We start from the raw sequence: 18,194 nt of genomic DNA, 5'->3' as shown, positions 1-18,194 counted from the left end.
TGCCGAACGGGCTAGCTGGAGGCGGTTGTCGCTGAGGGCGGGATAGCGCTAGCCTCCTGCACGGAGGTCAGACTCAATGCTGCGTCGCGCTCGATCACTACCCATCTCGCTGCTGGCTGTGGGCCTGCTCGTCATCGGGCTGGTCGCCGTTGCCCCGGGGCGTCCGCCTGCTCAGGCGCATCCTCTGGGTGCCGAGGTGGTCGCCACCACCCAGGTCGCCGACCGTCAGGTCGACCTGACGGTCCGTTCCCAGGCCCTCGGTGGGCAGGAGGTGAACGTCCGCCTGCTCACTCCGGACGGCTGGGACCCGGGGGACCGGAGCCAGCACTGGCCGACCCTCTGGTTGCTGCACGGGTGCTGCGGTGACTACTCCTCGTGGACCGAGTTGACCGACGTGGCCGAGGTCCCCGAGCTGCGCGACGTGCTGGTGGTGATGCCGGAGGCCGGCTGGAACGGGTGGTACTCCGACTGGTGGAACCAGGGTGAGGGCACTGGCGACGACTGGGAGACGTTCCACACCGACGAGCTGCGTCACCTGCTGGAACATGACTACGGCGCCTCCGCCCATCGCGCGGTGGCCGGACTGTCGATGGGCGGTCAGGGTGCGTTGCTGTATGCGGCTCGCCACCCCGGGATGTTCGCTGCGGCAGCGTCGTACTCCGGATCAGTGCACCCGCTGGACACCCAGGAATCGATCGACCGGTTGATGGGCTTCTTCGCCCACGACGGCAACGACCCGACCAACGTGTGGGGTGATCCGGTCGCTCAGCGTGAGATCTGGGAGGCGCACGACCCGTACTACCTGGCCCAGCGTCTCAAGCGGATCCCGGTCTACCTGTCCAGTGGCAACGGGCATGCCGGCCCCTTCGACCCACCCGATGCGTACAGCGCCCTGGAGGCCGACTTCTACCACCAGAACCTTGCTCTTGCGCAGCAGATGCAAGAACTCGGAGCGACCCAGCTGGAGACGAGCTTCTACGGGCCGGGCACGCACGGCTGGGACTACTGGGAACGGGAGCTGCACGCCTCCCTGCCGATGTTGCTCACCGCATTGGGGCAGTGACCAGACTCGACGCCGGCCACTGGTGACCGCAGCGCCGGCCAAGGCGCCATCAGCGGAAGATCACCGTGCGGTGCCCGTCCAGCAGCACCCGGTGCTCGGCGTGCCAGCGCACTGCGCGCGCCAGCACCCGCCGCTCCACGTCCTGACCCATCGCCACCAGCTCGGTGACATCGTCGGCGTGATCGACCCGCTCCACGTCCTGCTCGATGATCGGACCCTCGTCCAGCGATGCGGTGGCGTAGTGCGCGGTCGCTCCGATCAGCTTCACCCCGCGGTGGTGCGCCTGCGCGTACGGGCGTGCCCCCTTGAAGCTGGGCAGGAACGAGTGGTGGATGTTGATCACCCGCCCGGCGAGCGCCTCGCAGACCTCGTCGGAGAGGATCTGCATGTACCGGGCGAGCACCACCAGCTCCACGTCCAGCTCGTCCACCAGCTGCAGCAGCCGGGCCTCCGCCTCTCGTTTGGTGTCCTTGGTGACCGGTACGTGGTGGAAGTCCACCCCGTGGAACTGTGCGATCGGCTCCAGCACGGTGTGGTTGCTGACCACCGCCACGATGTCCACCGGCAGCCGCTGGGAGCGCTGCCGGAACAGCAGGTCGCCGAGGCAGTGCTCCGTGGTGGAGGCCAGCACCAGGGTGCGCATTGGCCGGCCGGCGGCATCCACGTGCCAGGTCATCGCGAACTCCCGCGCGACGGGCTCCAGCGCCTGGCGCAGTGTGTCCTCGCTGGCGCGGGCCTGCACCTGGACCCGCATGAAGAACAGGCCCGTCTCCGGGTCCCCGAACTGCTGCGACTCGGTGATGTTACCGCCGGTCGCGGCAAGGGCTCCGGCCACGGCATGCACGATCCCGGGGCGGTCGGGACAGGAGAGGGTCAGCACCCAGTGCGGGGCGTCGGCGAGTTCGTTCGTCACACCGGTGAGGGTAGTTCCTCCCTCCGCCGTCGTCGCCCTCCGGCGCGTTTCGTGCGCGCGGTGCTGTCTGAGGATGGGAAGATGGAGCCATGGATGAGCTGAGGATCGACGTCGTCGATGCCGAGCACGCCGGCGAGCTGCTGACCGTGCGCCGGGCCGCGTTCGTGACCGAGGCGCAGTTGTACGGGGACCCGAACATCCCGTCGCTGACCCAGACCCTGCCCGAGCTGGTCGAGGACCTGGGCCGCAGCGACGTGGTGACCATCGGCGCCTCGATCGGCCCCCGTCTGGTCGGTTCGATCCGCGTCGGTCTCGAGGCCAACCGCGCCCTGCTCGGTCGCCTGGCGGTGGTCCCGGATCTGCAGGGTCAGGGCATCGGCACCAAGTTGATCATGGCGGTGCTGCAGTACCTGCCGGAGCAGACCGAGGAGGTCTGGGTGTTCACCGGGCAGGACTCCAAGCAGAACCTGTCCCTGTACGCCAAGCACGGGTTCGAGCACCAGTACGACCAGAACGCCGGTGACCTCACCTACGCCTACCTGCGCAAGATCCTCGGCGGCATGGCCGGCGGCGAGACCTCGCCGGAGGAGGATCAGGCCGACGACGGCGCCACCGCCTGATCTGGTGCACGGGTATGGGTCATCGATGTGGTGACTGAGCGTGTGCGCAGGTTCGCGCCCCTCGTGGTGGTGCACTGCACCATCCGATGCGAAGACACCCGCTGGGGTCGTTCCGGAGAGCCGATGGGCGCCCGCGAGTCCTGATGCCACTGTGATCGCGACGGTCCTCGACTGTGGTGTTGTTGTGACGTACGGGGCAGGTCAAACCCACACCGTAACGGCCCGTCCGGCGGGTGCCGGGTCCACGAGTTGCTTCTTCCAGCCCCGGCACCCACGGGACCTGCCACACCACACGCTGACGCACCCCCTGGTGCACTCACCCTGGCCAGGGTGTAGGTGAGTCTTGCTAGGCTGATCCCATCGCGACTGGCGCAGGTGGATCACCACCGGGGAGCGATGCAACATTCTTGCTTCGAGGTCGCCCGCCTGGGCCACGAGGATCACCCGATGATGCATCGCCTAGTGGAGGATCCATGACCCAGCCAACCACCGCCGTCGTTCAGGACCAGGCGTTGAGCGAACTCGATCCCGAGATCGCTGCCGTTCTAGAGGGTGAGCTGACCCGCCAGCGGGACACCCTGGAGATGATCGCCAGCGAGAACTTCGTGCCCCGTGCCGTGCTGCAGGCAGCCGGCTCCGTGCTCACGAACAAGTACGCCGAGGGCTACCCGGGTAAGCGCTACTACGGTGGCTGCGAGCAGGTGGACATCGCCGAGAACCTGGCCATCGACCGGGCCAAGTCGCTGTTCGGTGCCGACTACGCCAACGTGCAGCCGCACTCCGGCGCCACCGCCAACGCCGCCGTGCTGCACGCCCTGGCCACCCCCGGAGACACGATCCTGGGGCTGCAGCTGGCCCACGGCGGGCACCTCACCCACGGGATGAAGATCAACTTCTCCGGCAAGCTGTACAACGTCGCCGCCTACGGTGTGGACGAGACCACGCACCGCATCCAGATGGATGAGGTGCGGGCCGCTGCGCTGGAGCACCGGCCGAAGGTGATCATCGCCGGCTGGTCCGCCTACCCCCGCCAGCTGGACTTCGCCGCGTTCGCCGAGATCGCCGAAGAGGTCGGTGCCTACCTGTGGACCGATATGGCGCACTTCGCCGGACTGGTGGCCGCGGGACTGCACCCGAACCCGGTGCCGCACTCGGACGTGGTCTCCACCACGGTGCACAAGACCCTCGGCGGCCCCCGCTCTGGTCTGCTGCTCTCCCGCGATGCGGAGGCGTTCGGGCGCAAGCTGAACTCCGCCGTCTTCCCGGGCCAGCAGGGTGGGCCGCTGATGCACGTGATCGCTGCCAAGGCGGTGGCGCTGAAGGTGGCCGGGGGCGAGGAGTTCGCCGACCGGCAGCGCCGGACCCTGGAGGGCGCGCAGATCATCGCCGAGCGGCTCACTGCCGCGGATGCCCGTGAGGCGGGAGTGGCCGTGCTCACCGGCGGCACCGATGTGCACCTGACCCTGGTGGACCTGCGCAACTCCAGCCTGGACGGGCAGCAGGCCGAGGACCTGCTGCACGACGCCGGGATTACCGTGAACCGCAACGCCGTCCCGTTCGACCCGCGCCCGCCGCGGGTCACCTCCGGGCTGCGCATCGGTACCCCGGCCCTGGCCACCCGCGGGTTCGGTGCGGCCGAGTTCACCGAGGTGGCCGACATCATCGCCGGGGTGCTCGCCGCCGGTGCTGGCGCAGATGTGGAGGCCGCTCGAGCGCGGGTGCAGGCACTCACCGACGCCTTCCCGCTCTACCCGGGCCTGCAGCAGTGAGCGCGGGCGAACCCGCCCGGGAGAGCGCAGCCGGGACCGCGGCGCGGATGCTGCCGGGCAAGCCGGTGGCCGAAGCGGTGCTGGCCGATCTGGGCCCGCGGATCGAGGCCCTGGCGACTGCCGGGCACACCCCCGGCCTGGGCACCATCCTGGTGGGGGACGACTCCGCCAGCGCCGGCTACATCCGGATGAAGCAGGAGAAGGCCGCCGAGCTCGGCCTGACCTCCCCGCACCTCCATCTCGGCCAGGATGCGACCCAGGCCGACGTGCTCGCCGCCGTGGCGGAGATGAACGAGGCGCGAGATGTGGACGCGGTGCTGATCCAGCACCCCACCCCGCCGCAGATCGACTTCGACGCCGCTCTGCTCGCCCTCGACCCGGACAAGGACGTGGACGGGCTGCACCCGGTGAACATGGGCCGGCTCGCCCTGGGCATGCCCGGTCCGGTGCCGTGCACCCCGGCCGGGATCGAGGCGCTGCTGGCGCACTACGAGATCCCGATCGCCGGACGGGAGGTGTGCATCCTCGGCCGGGGCACCACGCTCGGCCGGCCGCTGGCGCTGCTGCTGTCCCAGAAGCGGCCGACGGCGAACGCCGCCGTGACCGTGGTGCACACCGGGGTACCGAACTGGGCGGACTACACCCGCCGCGCCGAGGTGGTGATCGCCGCCGCCGGGGTACCCGGGATCCTGCAGCCGGAGCACCTCACCCCGGGCGTGACGGTGGTCGGCGGGGGAGTGCGCTACGAGGGCCGCAAGCTGCTGCCGGACGTGGACGAAGCCTGCGAGCAGGTGGCCGGGGCGATCACCCCGCGGATCGGCGGGGTCGGTCCGACCACGATCGCGATGTTGTTCCGGAACGCCGTCGAGGCCGCCGAGCGCCGCCGCGCCGCCTGATCCACCCACCCCGCTCGGGCTGAATCCATTCACTCGTTACCGCCTGCGCAGATTCGTGCTCCGCGCTGCCGAGTCCCTGCAGCAAGTAACGAACGGCTTGGCGCGCGCGTTGGCACTCCGGGGAGGGGGGAGTCATGAACGACACCTCCATGACTCACACCCGCCTCCGTGTGGATAACCCGGTTAGCCGCCGGCGAGGAACCGGATCAGTAGCCGGCGCAGGTCGGCCAGCTCGCCGTCACTGAGGTCGTGTCCGACGAGTGAGTCGATCGCGTCCCGCACGTTCAACTCGCGCAGCGTGCGCCGCCCAGCCTCGGTGATCCGCACCGTGTGCCGGCGCCGGTCCTGGAGGTGCCGGCTGCGCTCGACGTATCCGGTCCGCTCCAGCCCGGCGACCATCCGGCTGGTGGACTGCTCGGTGACGCCGAGGTGCGCGGCGATCTCCCGCTGGGAGCGTTCGCCACCGACCAGCACCGCCAGCACCGGCAGGGACGCATGGCTCAGCGACCACTGCGCCAGATAGCCGTCCCAGGCCCGCTCCACCCGTCGGGCTGCGGTCGACAGCAGCCTTCCGGTGGGCCACTCGGTCGGTGGATCGCCTACCCCTGGGCCCTTGCCAGGTGACGGCGCCCCGCCCGCTGAAGCATCGCCGTCGCCGGAAGAATCTGCTCGCACAGCGCATATCGTGACACGATTCACGCCCGGACGTGGCATCAGAGAACGCGCCCGAGTTGCGCCCGGGGTGCTCGGAACGGAAAATACTCAACGTGCTGAGTAAACACGCGGTCCGCCGCAGCCGGACGCTTCCGCGCGCGATCCTGGTAGGCCTGGCTCTGCTCGCCTGGCTCGCGATCGGCGGCTTCGGCGGTATCGCTCAGGGCCAGCTCTCCCAAGTGCAGGAGAACGACCAGGCAGCGTTCCTGCCGGAGAGCGCCGAGTCCACCCAGGCGAGCGAGATCATCGCAGACTTCTCCGTGGATGATGCCCTTCCGGCGCTGCTGGTGATCGAGCCGACCGACGGCGGAGAAGTCACCCAGGAGCAGATCGCGGCGGTCTCCCAGTGGGCCGAGACGGTCCCTGACCTCGAACTGTCCGACGGCAGCCCGATCGCTGACGTGCTCAGCAGCGACCAGGTGCCGGTCGTCCCCAGCGAGGACGGCCTCGCCCTCCTCGTTCCGGTCTCGCTGGCCGCGGACCAGGCGAACGAACAGATCGGCGACGAGCGGGCCACTATCGCGGTGGTGGACACGCTGCGTGAGCAGTCCGAGGCACGGCTGGCCGATGCCGGCCTGACCGGCTGGGTCACCGGGCCGGCCGCCGGGGTGGCCGACCTGGTCTCCGCGTTCGCCGGGATCGACGGCATCCTGCTCGGGGTGGCCCTGCTGGTGGTGCTGATCATCCTCGCCGTGGTGTACCGGTCCCCGATCCTGCCGGTCGCAGTGATCGCCACGGCGCTGTTCGGGCTCTGCCTGGCCGCGCTGGTGATCGTGCCGTTGGCCGACTCCGGCACCCTGCTGCTGAACGGGCAGAGCCAGGGCATCCTCTCCATCCTGGTGATCGGTGCGGCCACGGACTACTCGTTGCTGCTGGTGGCCCGCTACCGGGAGGAGCTGGCCCGGCACGAGCATCCGGCAGCGGCGATGCGGGTGGCCTGGCGGGCCACGCTGGAGCCGATCGCGGCCAGCGCCGGCACCGTGATCGTCGGCCTGCTCTGCCTGTTGCTGTCCGATCTGCGTTCCAACTCCAGCCTCGGGCCGGTGGCGGCGATCGGGATCGTCTCGGCAGTGCTCGGGGCGCTGACCTTCCTGCCCGCGGTGCTGCTGGTGGCGGGCCGCCGTGCCCGGGTGATGTTCTGGCCCAGTCGCCCGCTCTACACCGCCGCGGACACCACAGCGCAGGCAGCGCCCGCCACGCGCGGACTGTGGCAGCGGGTCGCCGATCTGATCACCCGCCGGGCCCGCCTGGTCTGGATCACCACCGCGATCGTGCTGGCGGTCTTCGCCGGGTTCGCCACCACGCTGCAGGCCAGCGGCACCGGCGACAACGACGTGTTCCTCGGTCAGGTCGAGTCGGTCGACGGCGAGGAGGTGCTCGCCGCACACTTCGACGTCGGCACGGTAGAGCCGGTAGAGATCGTCACCACTACCGACGCCGCCGAGGACGTCCGGGCGGCGGCCGCGGAGGTTCCCGGGGTGACCTCGGCCTCGTTGGTCACCGACGAGCAGGACCAGGTCCGTGAGATCGACTCCCGCGTCCTGGTGGAGGCGATCACCACCGAGTCTGCGGAGAGCCAGGAGGTGCTGGTCACGGTGACCGACCTGCGGGAGAGCGTGCGGGAGGTGGACCCGGACGCTCTCGTCGGTGGCACCGCAGCGGAACGGTTGGACACCCAGGAGACCGCCGCACGGGATCTACGGGTGATCGTGCCGGTGGTGCTGATCGTGATCGCCCTGATGCTGATGCTGCTGCTGCGCGCGATCGTGGCACCACTGGTGCTGTTGGCGGCGAACGTGCTCTCCTTCGCCGCGGCGATGGGCCTGAGCGCGTTGATGTTCAACCACGTGTTCGACTTCCCCGGCGCAGATGCCACTGTGCCGTTGTACGGATTCGTGTTCCTGGTGGCGCTGGGTATCGACTACTCGATCTTCTTGATGACGCGCGTACGCGAGGAGTCCCTGCTGCTGGGCACCCGGGCCGGAGTGAACCGCGGACTGGCCACCACCGGCGGGGTGATCACCTCGGCCGGTCTCGTGCTGGCTGCCACGTTCTCTGCGCTGTGGGTGATCCCGCTGCTGTTCCTGGCCCAGCTTGCGTTCATCGTGGCCGCCGGCGTACTGATCGACACCTTCATCGTGCGCAGCCTGCTCGTCCCCGGGCTGGTGCACGATATCGGCCGGCGCAGCTGGTGGCCCTGGGCCAAGCGAATACCGGCCGACTGAGCAGTGGGCCAGCGGTGTCGGTGGCGTGGGAGAGGATGGAGCCATGTTCAGCATCGCCACTGTCAACGTCAACGGCATCCGCGCCGCGTTCCGCCGCGGGATGGACGCCTGGATCGCCACCGAGCAGCCCGACGTCATCCTGCTGCAGGAGGTCCGCGCCACCGATGAGATCCTGGAGAGCTTCTTCGGCGACGGCTGGCACCTGGTCCACGAGGAAGGCGCCGCGAAGGGCCGCGCCGGGGTGGCGATCGCCTCTCGGCGCCCGCTCCAGGCCGTGCGGATCGGTATCGACGCCGAAACCGGGCGCGCCGAGGACCAGATCGGCCGCTGGGTCGAGGCCGATCTGGAGGTCGACGGCACGGCGCTGACCGTGATCAGCACCTACATCCACTCCGGCACCGCGGGCACCCCGTCGATGGACCTGAAGTACGCCTTCCTGGATGCGGTGACCACCCGCCTGGGTGAGGTCGCCGACCAGGGCGGCTGCGCCGTCGTCGGCGGGGACGTGAACGTGGCCCACCGCGAGCTGGACATCAAGAACTGGAAGGGCAACCGGAAGAACTCTGGGTTTCTGCCCGAGGAGCGGGCCTACCTGGACCGCTGGTTCGAGGAGTTCGGCTGGGTGGACCTGGCCCGGCGCTTTGCCGGTGAGGTGGACGGCCCGTACACCTGGTGGTCCTGGCGCGGGAAAGCCTTCGACAACGACTCCGGCTGGCGGATCGACTACCAGCTCGCCACCCCGGAGCTCGCCGAGCGCGCCAAGGATGCGGTGGTGGACCGAGCCGCCGCCTACGACCAGCGGTTCTCCGACCATGCCCCGCTGCGGGTCACCTACGATCTGTGACCATGGAGTTCGCTGGCTGGCAGTCGATGGTCCAGGAGTGCGAGGCGATCCTGGTGCGCCGCACCGGAACCTCCAGTGCGGACTGGGCCCAGCGCCTGCGGGACGAGGGTCTGAGCGACCAGGCCCACGCGCGGGACTGGCTCACCGGCCAAGGGGTCGGCGGCCGCGGGCAGGACGCGGTGATCTGGGCCGCCTTCGGGCTGCCGGAGTTCTTCACCGCCACCGGCGATGAGCTCCTCGAGGCGCAGTACGCCGACCGGCCGGAGCTGCGGCCGGTGGCCGATGCAGTGTTCGCTGCAGTCGCAGGCTGGCCGGGTCTACAGCTGCAGGCACGCAAGACCTACATCGCCCTGCGCACCCCGCGGCGGATGTTCGCGCAGGTGGTGCCGGCTACCAAGTCGCAGGTGCACTTGCGGCTGCGGCTGGAGGTGCCGGCGTCCGACCGGGTCGAGGTGCTCGCCCCGAACCGGGACCAGCCCCTCGACCGGCGGATCCGGCTGGCCGCGGTCGAGGAGGTGGACACCGAGGTGGTCCACCTCCTCCGGCAGGCGTTCGCCGCGAGCAGCTGACCTACCGACGGGTAGCCCGCTTCCCGGTGATCGCGGTGTAGATGAACAGCACGACGATCGATCCGGCCAGGGCCAGCAGCCAGGTCTTGATGTCGAAGAAGCTGCCCAGCTCGGCATCGAGGAGGAGGCCACCGAGCCACCCACCGACGAACGCACCGATCACGCCGATGATCAGGCTGGCCAGCCAGCCGCCTACGGCACGGTCCTTGAGGATCGCCTTGGCAAGCGTGCCGCAGATCAGGCCGACGATGAGGAATCCGAGGAAGCCCATAAAGTCAACTCCTTGTCCAGGGGATGCGCGGGTTGGTGCGCATGGACTATTGAACCGGTTCTAGGCGATCGCGCCACTCGAGCCGGGTTGACCTTTCTGCCACGCTGGTTCGGTGACTACTGACGCCACCTCGTTCGGCCAAGCGGCCGATGCCTACGACCGAGCCCGACCGACCTACCCGAGCGACGCCGTCGACCTGCTGCTGACCCAGCACCCCCGGCAGGTGGTGGACGTGGGCGCCGGTACCGGCAAGCTCACCGCCGCGCTCGCCGCACCCGGCCGGGAGGTGATCGCCGTGGACCCGGACGAGGCGATGCTGGCGCGGTTGACCGAGCGGGTCCCCGGCGCGGGCACGCTGGTGGGCACCGGTGAGTCGATCCCGCTGCCGGACCAGTGCGCCGATCTGGTCACCTTCGGTCAGGCGTGGCACTGGGTGGACGTGCCGGCCGCCTCCGCCGAAGTGGCTCGCGTGCTGCGGCCCGGTGGTGTGCTCGGACTGCTCTGGAACATCCGGGACACCTCGGTGGAGTGGGTGGCCGAGCTCGGTGAGGTGATGGGCTCCAGCAATGCCGAACGGCTGATCGAGGGTGACGACGGCGTCCGGCTGGCCGGCCCGTTCGGGCCGCTGGCCGAGCAGGTGGTCAGCTGGAGCATGGTGTTCGACGCCGAGTCGCTGGTCACGCTCGCCGCCTCCCGCTCGTACGTGATTACCGCAGAGCCCGCGGACCGGGATCGCATCCTGGCCGGGGTGCGTGACCTCGCCGGTCAGGTGGCCGGCGCCGACGGCATGATCACCATGCCGTACTGCACGCACGTCTTCCAGGCCGTGCGGGACTGACCCGCTGTGGACTTCGACACCCGGTTCGCCGCCTACGGCGTGATGGTCGACTCCCGCGAACGCGTCCTGCTCGCCCTGTGGAACGAGGGCCCGCGGCCTCGGTGGACGCTGCCCGGCGGCGGCGCCGAGCTCACCGAGACCCCGGAAGAGACGATGGTGCGGGAGGTCGCCGAGGAGAGCGGGTACGAGGTGGAACCGCTCGGCCTGCTCGGCCTGGACACGCACTGGATCCCGGCCGAGCGACGGCTGCACGGCACCGGCCCGATGAAGGCGGTGCGCGCCGTCTACGAGGCTCGGATCGCCGGTGGCGAGCTGCGCCCGGAGGTGGGCGGCTCCACCGATGAGTGCCGGTGGGTCCCGCTCACCGAGGTGGCCGGCCTGGACCGGGTGGAGCTGGTGGACGCGGCGATCGCGATGTGGCGGGCCAGCCGCTAGAACGCTACCGTGCAGTCTCGGGGAGGGGACCAGCCATGTTCGAGGACGTCAACGCTTTCACCGGTCAGCGCGCCGAGGCGGCGCAGCACTGGGCAGCCGCCCACGGGTGGGCATTCGCCCCGGAGAACCCGGCACTGGTCGGCCGGTGGCAAGGCGATCCGTTCGACGAGGGGCACCTGCGACGGGCCACCGAAGTGGTCAACGGCACCTGGTCCGGCCGGCCCGCTGTGTCCTTCCAGTACAGCTACTGGGACACTTTTGGCGAACGGCAGAGCGCCCTGGACAAGTACGGCACGCACCAGCACGTGGTGGTGATGCAGTTGCCGCAACCGTTGCCCTGGCTCTGGCTGGCCCCGGAGGACGAGGGTGCAGAGTTCCTGCGCTCGCTCGCCGACCTTGACGGCGTGGGCGAGCGTCGCTTCGACCGCGTGATCAAGCCTGGCTACCCACAGTTCGAGAAGGCGTGGTGGGTACGCGGCCCGGACAACCAGTTCCCGACCGACTTCCTGCACCAGGCGATGATGGACCGGCTGCTGCAGCCCGACGCCCGGCGCGCGATCTTCCTCGGCGTGGAGAGCGCAGACCTGTACGCGGTATTCCAGCGTCGGCCCGAGCTGGAGCAGATCGAGCCGACGCTGCGGCTGCTCGAGGACCTGATCGATCTGGTGCCCGACCAGGTGTGGGCCCGGGCCTAGAAGCCCAGCGGCCGCAACCAGTCCAGCAGCTCGCCGGTGCGCCGGTCGGCGTCCGCCTCCGTCCAGGTGCCCAGCTCGCGGGAGTCGACCAGCTGGCCGTCCCGCAGGTACACCACCCGGTCCGCGCGGGCAGCGCAGGCCGGGTCGTGGGTGACCATCACCAGCGTCCGGCCGTCGGTGTGGACCTCGGTGAGCGCGTCCATCACCTCGCCGGTCATCTGGCTGTTCAGCGAGCCGGTCGGCTCGTCGGCGAAGACGATCTCCGGCTCGCACACCAGCGCCCGGCAGATCGAGGCACGCTGCAGCTGGCCGCCGGAGACCTCGGTGATCGCGCGAGCGGCGAGGCGAGCGAGACCGAACCGCTCCATCAGGGCGTCCACGCGGGCCAGCACCTGCTTCTTCTGCCCCGGGGTGGCTTTCAGTGCGGGCAGCAGGATGTTGTCCCGGATGCTCAGGTTGCGCAGGAAGTACGCCTGCTGGAACACGAATCCCATCATGGTCAACCGCAGCCGGCTGGCGTCGGCCTCGCCCAGCGCGGTCAGGTCCTGGCCACCGAGGTGCACCCGGCCACCGGTGGGCCGGTCCATCCCGCTGATCGTGTACAGCAACGTGGACTTGCCCGATCCGGAGGCGCCCATCACGGCGAGGAACTCCCCGGTGCGCACCTGCAGATCCACGCCGTTGATCACCTGCGTGGGCGGGTCGGTGCTCAGGTACTCCTTGGTCAGGTCGGTGGCTTGCAGCATGGTGTCAGTAGTCATGGTGTTTCCTCATCCTCGTAGCCAGGTACTCGTCGGGGCACCCCGCAGCCGGGTCGTGACCAGCACGGTCACCAGAAATCCGGCGGCGATCAGGACCACCGGGTAGACGCCGTAGACCAGCGGCAGGCGCGGATAGAGCTGCAGCTCGGTGATCCCCAGGCCGGCCGCGGCCACGAAGCCGCCGACCAGCCACTGCCCGGCAGCCGCACTGAAGGCCACCCCGGCGATCGTGCCGAGGGCGATGGCGGCCAGGGCCTTACCGCGCACCTGGCCGATGATCTCGCGGCGGGAGAACCCGAGCGCGGAGAGCACGCCCATCCGCTGCCGGTCCCGTTTCACCTGCAGACTGAGGAACAGCCCGCTGATCAGCATGGCGACGCCGAGGGCGAACGTGACGGCGAGCAGTGCCACGTTGCCGAAGGCGCTGGTCACGAACGACATCGTCTGCCCCAGGTACTCCTCACGGTCGATCACGGAGGCGGTCGGGAAACGGCCGGCGTACTCGGCGGCGAGGGTGGCCGGGTCGGCAGCCGGGGTGACATCGGCGTAGATCGCGTACCCCGCGGCCCCGGTGCTCGGCTCGCCGGGCAGCTTCGCGGTGTAGCCGGCCATGGTCACGTCCTGGTAGATACCACTCACGACGGCGGAGCTCACCTGGTCGGCATTCCGCACCGGGAGTGCATCTCCGGTGGCGAGCTGGTAGCGCTCGGCATTGAGGACGGAGAGAGCAATCTGTCCGGGGACGGGTGCCTGCCCGTGCAGATACTGCACCGCAGCGCCGGCGTGGTCGCCGACCTGGACCCGCAGCGTCTCCCAGCCCTCGTCTCCGGGCACCTCCCGCAGCTCGGTCGCCAGCACCCGGACGTCGCTCACCCGATCGTCGGTGTCCAGCGCGGCAAGGAGATCGGTGCGCGTCTGGTCGACATCGTCGGAGAGCTGCAGGTCCATCAACAGGTCAGCGTCCGGGGCGCCCATCGAGGCGCCGAACCGCGGACTCTCGAACGTGCTGAGCACGTTCATCGGCAGGATCATCAGCACGCTGAGCAGGAAGAACACGATCGGCAGCAGGGCCCACTGCCGCGCGTCGGCGCGCAGGTCCAGCCGCGCCAGGAACGCGTTCACGCGACTGCCTCGGTAGGAGGCCAACCGGTGCCGCCGTGCACGGACTGTTCCGCGGCGCGCACGGCGCGCGATCTGTCGGTCGCTGAGCGTGCTGCCACCCACCAGGGCACCCACCACCGACGCCTTCCCGGCCCGGCGGAGCACACCGCGGCAGAGCAGCAGCACGCCGATTGCCAGCACGCCGAGGGCGGCCACCGGGGTGAGCACGGCGAACACCCCCACTGGTGCCGCCGCGTAGTTCACCTGTATCCCCCGGGTCAGTGCCGCCGTGGCAATCACTGCCAGTGCCCCGCCGAGCACACAGGCGAGCAGGATCAAGGCGGTGTATTTGGCCAGGTAGAGCGTGTTGATCTGGCGCTGCGGAACGCCGATCGCCCGCATCGCGCCGATCTCGCGCACCTCGTCCTCGAGCGTGCCGCGGATCACGAACCGCAGGTTGATCACCGCCACTGCCACCAGGATCAGGCTGCCCAGCATGAGGGCAACGGCGACCAGCCCGTCGCCGAGCGCATTCAGCAGCCGGATCATGCCGATGGTCACCGCTTGGCCGTTCTTCGGCAGGTCAGCCTCGGCCTCGTAGGCCCGCTGCAGGTCCCCAGCCGCAGCGCCGTCGACGAGCTGGTACTCGAACATGAGTTCCGCGGCACCGCCACCGGCGCCCTCCAGGGCCTGGAAGTCCTGCTCGGAGACCAGGAATCGAGTGGAGGAGGACATCGACGAGGCCATCCCCGCATCGCGGACGAACCCGGCGACTTCCAGCCCGAGTGGCTCGGCGTCGGTCTTGATGGTGAGCCGGTCCCCGGCCGCTAGGCCGTAACGCTGCTGGTAGGTCACCGGCACGTAGACCTGCCCGGGGGCAGGCTGCGCGATCGCCCCGGCCTCGTCGAGGAGGAAGTCGAACTCGGAGTTCTGGGTGACGAACAGGTTGTCCATCACGCTGTCGGAGATGTTGCCGCTCGCCCCGGTGCTGCTGTGCTGCCAGCTGACGGCGGCGCCGTCGAAGTCGAGCATCTCCTCCACCAGCCAGGACTCGATCTCCGGATGCTCGGCAGCGAACTGCTCCAGGGCCGCCGGATCGTACTCGCCGCGATGCATCTGCAGGAAGTCCGGCGGCTGGGCCACCTCGAAGAGCCGGTCGATCGAGCCGACCAGCCGCTCGGCGACCATCGCACCGGTGGCCATCAGGAACGCACTGAGCACCAGCAGCGCGGTCAGTGCGAGGTGCACACCCTTGTTCGTGCGCACGTCGCTGCGGACATACCGCGCGGCCAGACCTCCAGTGGACGACATAGCCAGAAAAGTAGGCCCACAGCTGTGCCGCCGGCATCGGGGAGCACCCCGGTTCTCACCCGGAGTGGTGGACCAGGGGAGACCCTGAGGCGGGTCAGTGCGCGGGGGCGGCGGCGGTGGCGGCCAGGAACGCGGGCGCGGTGAAGCCGGCCGCCGCGAATGCAGCCGTCACCGTCTGCGCCACTGTGGGTCCGCTACCGGCCGGCACCAGGGCGATCGCCGACCCACCGAACCCGCCGCCGGTCATCCGCGCGCCGAGCGCCCCGGCTTCTCGGGCCGCCTCGACGGCGACGTCCAGCTCCGCGCAGGAGACCTCATAGTCGGTGGCCAGCGAGGCGTGCGAGGCGTCCATCAGCGGCCCCACCTCGCCGACTCGGCCGGTCTGCAGCAGTGTGACGAACTGCTCCACCCGGACGATCTCGGTGACCACGTGCCGCACCCGGCGCCGGGCAACTCCGGAGTCCAGACGGTCCAGCGCCGCCACGAGATCCGCCGGCTCGATCTCCCGCAGGGTCGCCACGCCGAGTGCTGCCGCGGCCGCCTCGCAGGTCTCCCGGCGCTGGGCGTACTGCCCGTCCACCAGCGCGTGCTCGGCGCGGGTGTCGATCACCAGCAGCTCCAGGCCGGCAGCAGTCAGGTCGAACGGGATGTGCCGGACCGACGCATCGCGGGTATCGAGCAGCAGCGCGTGCCCGGCGTGGGCGCGCAGGGAGGCGGCCTGGTCCATCCCGCCGGTGTTCGCCCCGGCGATCTCGTTCTCCGCCCGCACACAAGCGCCGGCCAGCTCGGCCCGGCCCGCGTCAGTGTCCGGGTCCGGACCGGTCCATCCGGGTGCGGCGGCGAAGGCCATCGCGAACGCGCACTCCAGCGCGGCCGACGAGCTCAGCCCGGCACCGTAGGGCACACAGGAGGCGACAGCGGCGTCGAACCCGCCGGTGTCCTGGCCCAGTTCGCCGAGCGCCCAGGCCACCCCGGCCGGGTAGGCGCCCCATCCGGAGACCGCTCCGGGTGCCACCTCGGCCAGCGTGCTCTGCCAGGCGCTGCCCTCCCGTTCGGAGAACAGGTGGATCGCATCGTCAGAGCGGCGGCGCAGTGCCACGTACGTGCGGTGCTCGAGCGCGATCGGCAGGCACAGCCCACCGTTGTAGTCGGTGTGCTCACCGATCAGATTCACCCGGCCCGGTGCGGACCACACCCCGGTCGGCTCGCCGTCGAAGTGCGCAGCGAACACTTCGCGGGCCCGCGCGCTGCCCTCGGCCTCGTCCCAGGCGGGCAGCATCAGAGGGTCACCTCGTTCAGCCGGTCGGCGATCTGCTCCGGGGAGGTGTCCGAGATCCAGGCGCCCATCCCGGACTCCGACCCGGCCAGATACTTCAGCTTGCCCGGCGCGCGGCGGATGGAGAACAGCTGCAGATGCAGCCGCAGGTCCTTCCGACCGGTGCGCACCGGGGCCTGGTGCCATCCGGAGATGTACGGCAGCGGCATCGGATCGCCGTTCTCGGCCACGAAGAACCGGTCCAGGCGCTGCAGCAGGTGCAGGTACAGCTCGGCGAAGTCGGTCCGCTCGGCATCGGTGGTGGCGGGCAGGTCCGGCACGTCCCGGCGCGGTGCCACATGCACCTCGACCGGCCAGCGCGCCGCGGCCGGAACGTAAGCCACCCAGTGCTCGGACTCGGCCACGATCCGACGGCCGGAGGCGAGCTCGGCGTCCAGCACGTCCCGGAGGAGATTGCGTCCAGTGTGCTGGCGGTGCGCGACCGCTTGGCGGAGCATCTGCTCCGTGCGCGGGGTGACCATCGGGTAGGCGTAGATCTGCCCGTGCGGGTGCTGCAGGGTCACGCCGATCTCGGCGCCACGGTTCTCGAAGCAGTACACCTGCTGCACGCCGTCGATCTGGCTCAGCGCCTGGGTGCGGTCCGCCCAGGCCTCCACGATCGTGCGCATCCGCTGCGGGGTCACCGTGCTCAGCGAAGCGTCGGGTTCCGGGGAGAAGCAGATCACCTCACACCGCCCGACGGCGGGTCGCACCGGCCACAGGTCGGTTCCGTCGACGTAGCCGGACGCCTCGTCCGCTCCGGGCACCCGGAGCAGGGAGGGGAACCGGTTCTCGAACACCACGACGTCATAGTCGGTGTCCGGGATCTCACCGTCGGTGTAGGCAGCCCCCGGTTGAGCCGGAGCGAGCGGGTTGGTGTCCGGCCCGGGCAGGAAGGTGCGGTTCATCCGGTGCGTGGCCATCGGGATCCACTCGCCGGTGAGCACGTCGTAGCGCATCTGCGGCCCGGTGACCGGCTGCTCGGTGCCGTCCTCGGCCACCAGCGGCGCGAACCGGTCCGGGAGCGGGCGCGGGTCGTCCAGGCGCCGGGTGGATCCGCCGGAGAGGTAGGGCTCGGAGTCGTCGTAGTAGAAGAACTCTCGCCCGTCCGCCAGCGTGGTGCGGGTGCGTCGGACAGCGTCAGTAGTCAGATCAGACACCAGCGCAGTATGTCACAGCAAGGAACGGAATTGATCAAAAGTGAACACTCCTGGCTGCCGGTAGGCTCAGCAGCGTGGGCCACCAGAGGACGATGCGGCAGGGGGCCGTGGACGACCGGCGCAGCACACCGAGCGAGGTGGTGCGGATCGGTGTCTCCATCCCGATCCCGGAACCTTATGCGGCCCGGCTGACCCGCGCCCGGGTGGAGGCGGGCGACCCGCTCGCGCATGCTGTCCCCCCGCACATCACCCTGGTGCCGCCCACTGACGTCCGGGCCGACCAGCTGGTCCGCGTGGAGCAGCAGCTCGCGGCAGTAGCCGCCGCCCACCCCCCGTTCATCGTGGAGCTGTCCGGCACCGGTTCCTTCCGGCCCGTCTCCCCGGTGGTCTTCGTGCAGCTGCGCGCCGGCGCGCAGGAGTGCGGCCGGCTGCAACAGGAGGTGAACGCCGGCGTCCTCACCCAGGAGCTGCGCTTCCCCTACCACCCGCACGTGACCATCGCCCACCAGCTTGACGAGGACACGCTGGACCGCGCGCAGAGCGCCCTGGCAGCGTTCGACGCGATCTTCCCGGTGGTGCACTTCTCCCTCTATTTCCATGGCATCGACGGTGTCTGGCGAGACACTGCGGACTTCGCACTCACCTCCTGACCTCGGCCGGAAAGGTGCGAGCCCGGCCCAGTTTCGACATATTG

The 18,194-nt window shown here is 70.0% G+C and carries 18 protein-coding genes and 1 riboswitch; of the genes, 11 read left to right on the top strand and 7 right to left on the bottom strand.

Annotated features, from left to right (window positions below):
• Positions 1-76 precede the first annotated feature (76 nt).
• Positions 77-1,063, top strand: coding sequence for an alpha/beta hydrolase (locus tag FU260_RS18530; RefSeq protein ID WP_147918385.1), 987 nt, complete (start codon positions 77-79; stop codon positions 1,061-1,063).
• A 49-nt stretch (positions 1,064-1,112) separates the two neighbouring features.
• On the opposite strand, the gene purU is transcribed toward FU260_RS18530, so the two are convergent.
• Positions 1,113-1,976 (bottom strand): formyltetrahydrofolate deformylase, encoded by an 864-nt coding sequence (purU, locus tag FU260_RS18525; protein ID WP_187368380.1) that lies wholly within the window; start codon positions 1,974-1,976, stop codon positions 1,113-1,115.
• An 89-nt stretch (positions 1,977-2,065) separates the two neighbouring features.
• On the opposite strand from purU, the gene FU260_RS18520 reads away from it, so the two are divergent.
• The 3 genes from FU260_RS18520 (at position 2,066) to FU260_RS18510 (ending at position 5,261) form a co-directional block, all read left to right on the top strand.
• Positions 2,066-2,596 carry a GNAT family N-acetyltransferase gene (locus tag FU260_RS18520; protein ID WP_147918383.1) on the top strand — a complete coding sequence of 177 codons (531 nt, stop codon included), beginning with the start codon at positions 2,066-2,068 and terminating at the stop codon, positions 2,594-2,596.
• 352 nt (positions 2,597-2,948) lie between these two features.
• Positions 2,949-3,035: riboswitch (ZMP/ZTP riboswitch) on the top strand.
• Between the two features lie 34 nt (positions 3,036-3,069).
• Positions 3,070-4,365 carry a serine hydroxymethyltransferase gene (gene glyA / locus FU260_RS18515; protein WP_147918382.1) on the top strand — a complete coding sequence of 432 codons (1,296 nt, stop codon included), beginning with the start codon at positions 3,070-3,072 and terminating at the stop codon, positions 4,363-4,365.
• The gene (locus FU260_RS18510; protein WP_235912262.1) at positions 4,362-5,261 is read left to right on the top strand and encodes a bifunctional 5,10-methylenetetrahydrofolate dehydrogenase/5,10-methenyltetrahydrofolate cyclohydrolase; all 900 of its coding nucleotides are present in this window, start codon (positions 4,362-4,364) and stop codon (positions 5,259-5,261) included. The genes glyA and FU260_RS18510 overlap by 4 nt, the downstream gene beginning before the upstream one ends.
• Before the next feature lie 183 nt (positions 5,262-5,444).
• On the opposite strand, the gene FU260_RS18505 is transcribed toward FU260_RS18510, so the two are convergent.
• Positions 5,445-5,936 carry a MarR family winged helix-turn-helix transcriptional regulator gene (locus FU260_RS18505; protein WP_235912263.1) on the bottom strand — a complete coding sequence of 164 codons (492 nt, stop codon included), beginning with the start codon at positions 5,934-5,936 and terminating at the stop codon, positions 5,445-5,447.
• Between the two features lie 92 nt (positions 5,937-6,028).
• Between FU260_RS18505 and FU260_RS18500 the strand changes: the two genes are divergently transcribed.
• From FU260_RS18500 to FU260_RS18490, 3 genes are read left to right on the top strand one after another with little or no spacing between them, the layout of a single operon-like run.
• Positions 6,029-8,200 (top strand): MMPL family transporter, encoded by a 2,172-nt coding sequence (locus tag FU260_RS18500; RefSeq protein WP_235912264.1) that lies wholly within the window; start codon positions 6,029-6,031, stop codon positions 8,198-8,200.
• Between the two features lie 43 nt (positions 8,201-8,243).
• Positions 8,244-9,044, top strand: a complete 801-nt coding sequence (locus FU260_RS18495) for an exodeoxyribonuclease III (protein WP_147918380.1) — start codon at positions 8,244-8,246, stop codon at positions 9,042-9,044.
• Positions 9,045-9,046: 2 nt separating this feature from the next.
• The gene (locus tag FU260_RS18490) at positions 9,047-9,613 is read left to right on the top strand and encodes a DUF5655 domain-containing protein (protein WP_147918379.1); all 567 of its coding nucleotides are present in this window, start codon (positions 9,047-9,049) and stop codon (positions 9,611-9,613) included.
• Position 9,614: 1 nt separating this feature from the next.
• Here the strand turns inward: FU260_RS18490 and FU260_RS18485 are convergent, their stop codons facing one another.
• Positions 9,615-9,884 carry a GlsB/YeaQ/YmgE family stress response membrane protein gene (locus FU260_RS18485; RefSeq protein WP_147918378.1) on the bottom strand — a complete coding sequence of 90 codons (270 nt, stop codon included), beginning with the start codon at positions 9,882-9,884 and terminating at the stop codon, positions 9,615-9,617.
• Positions 9,885-9,996: 112 nt separating this feature from the next.
• On the opposite strand from FU260_RS18485, the gene FU260_RS18480 reads away from it, so the two are divergent.
• Genes FU260_RS18480 through FU260_RS18470 form a run of 3 tightly spaced genes read left to right on the top strand, consistent with a single transcriptional unit; the run spans position 9,997 to position 11,852 of the window.
• Positions 9,997-10,722 carry a class I SAM-dependent methyltransferase gene (locus tag FU260_RS18480; protein WP_147918377.1) on the top strand — a complete coding sequence of 242 codons (726 nt, stop codon included), beginning with the start codon at positions 9,997-9,999 and terminating at the stop codon, positions 10,720-10,722.
• A 6-nt stretch (positions 10,723-10,728) separates the two neighbouring features.
• Entirely contained in the window at positions 10,729-11,157 is a 429-nt protein-coding gene (locus FU260_RS18475; protein WP_147918376.1) for an NUDIX hydrolase, read from the top strand.
• 35 nt (positions 11,158-11,192) lie between these two features.
• Positions 11,193-11,852 carry a type III secretion system chaperone family protein gene (locus tag FU260_RS18470; RefSeq protein WP_147918375.1) on the top strand — a complete coding sequence of 220 codons (660 nt, stop codon included), beginning with the start codon at positions 11,193-11,195 and terminating at the stop codon, positions 11,850-11,852.
• Here the strand turns inward: FU260_RS18470 and FU260_RS18465 are convergent.
• The 4 genes from FU260_RS18465 to galT all read right to left on the bottom strand — a co-directional run bounded on the left by FU260_RS18465 (position 11,849) and on the right by galT (position 17,500).
• Positions 11,849-12,613 carry an ABC transporter ATP-binding protein gene (locus FU260_RS18465; RefSeq protein ID WP_147918374.1) on the bottom strand — a complete coding sequence of 255 codons (765 nt, stop codon included), beginning with the start codon at positions 12,611-12,613 and terminating at the stop codon, positions 11,849-11,851. The genes FU260_RS18470 and FU260_RS18465 overlap by 4 nt on opposite strands.
• 9 nt (positions 12,614-12,622) lie before the next feature.
• Entirely contained in the window at positions 12,623-15,025 is a 2,403-nt protein-coding gene (locus FU260_RS18460) for an ABC transporter permease (RefSeq protein WP_147918373.1), read from the bottom strand.
• Between the two features lie 94 nt (positions 15,026-15,119).
• Positions 15,120-16,304 carry a galactokinase gene (gene galK, locus FU260_RS18455; protein WP_147918372.1) on the bottom strand — a complete coding sequence of 395 codons (1,185 nt, stop codon included), beginning with the start codon at positions 16,302-16,304 and terminating at the stop codon, positions 15,120-15,122.
• Positions 16,304-17,500 (bottom strand): galactose-1-phosphate uridylyltransferase, encoded by a 1,197-nt coding sequence (galT, locus tag FU260_RS18450; protein WP_147918371.1) that lies wholly within the window; start codon positions 17,498-17,500, stop codon positions 16,304-16,306. The genes galK and galT overlap by 1 nt, the downstream gene beginning before the upstream one ends.
• 74 nt (positions 17,501-17,574) lie before the next feature.
• Here galT and FU260_RS18445 point away from each other — a divergent pair, with 74 nt between their 5' ends.
• Entirely contained in the window at positions 17,575-18,150 is a 576-nt protein-coding gene (locus tag FU260_RS18445; RefSeq protein ID WP_235912265.1) for a 2'-5' RNA ligase family protein, read from the top strand.
• Positions 18,151-18,194 lie beyond the last annotated feature (44 nt).

Origin of the sequence: Ruania zhangjianzhongii (genome assembly GCF_008000995.1) — a bacterium.
Classification (GTDB): domain Bacteria; phylum Actinomycetota; class Actinomycetes; order Actinomycetales; family Beutenbergiaceae; genus Ruania; species Ruania zhangjianzhongii.
This window is presented reverse-complemented; position numbering and strand designations above follow the sequence as displayed.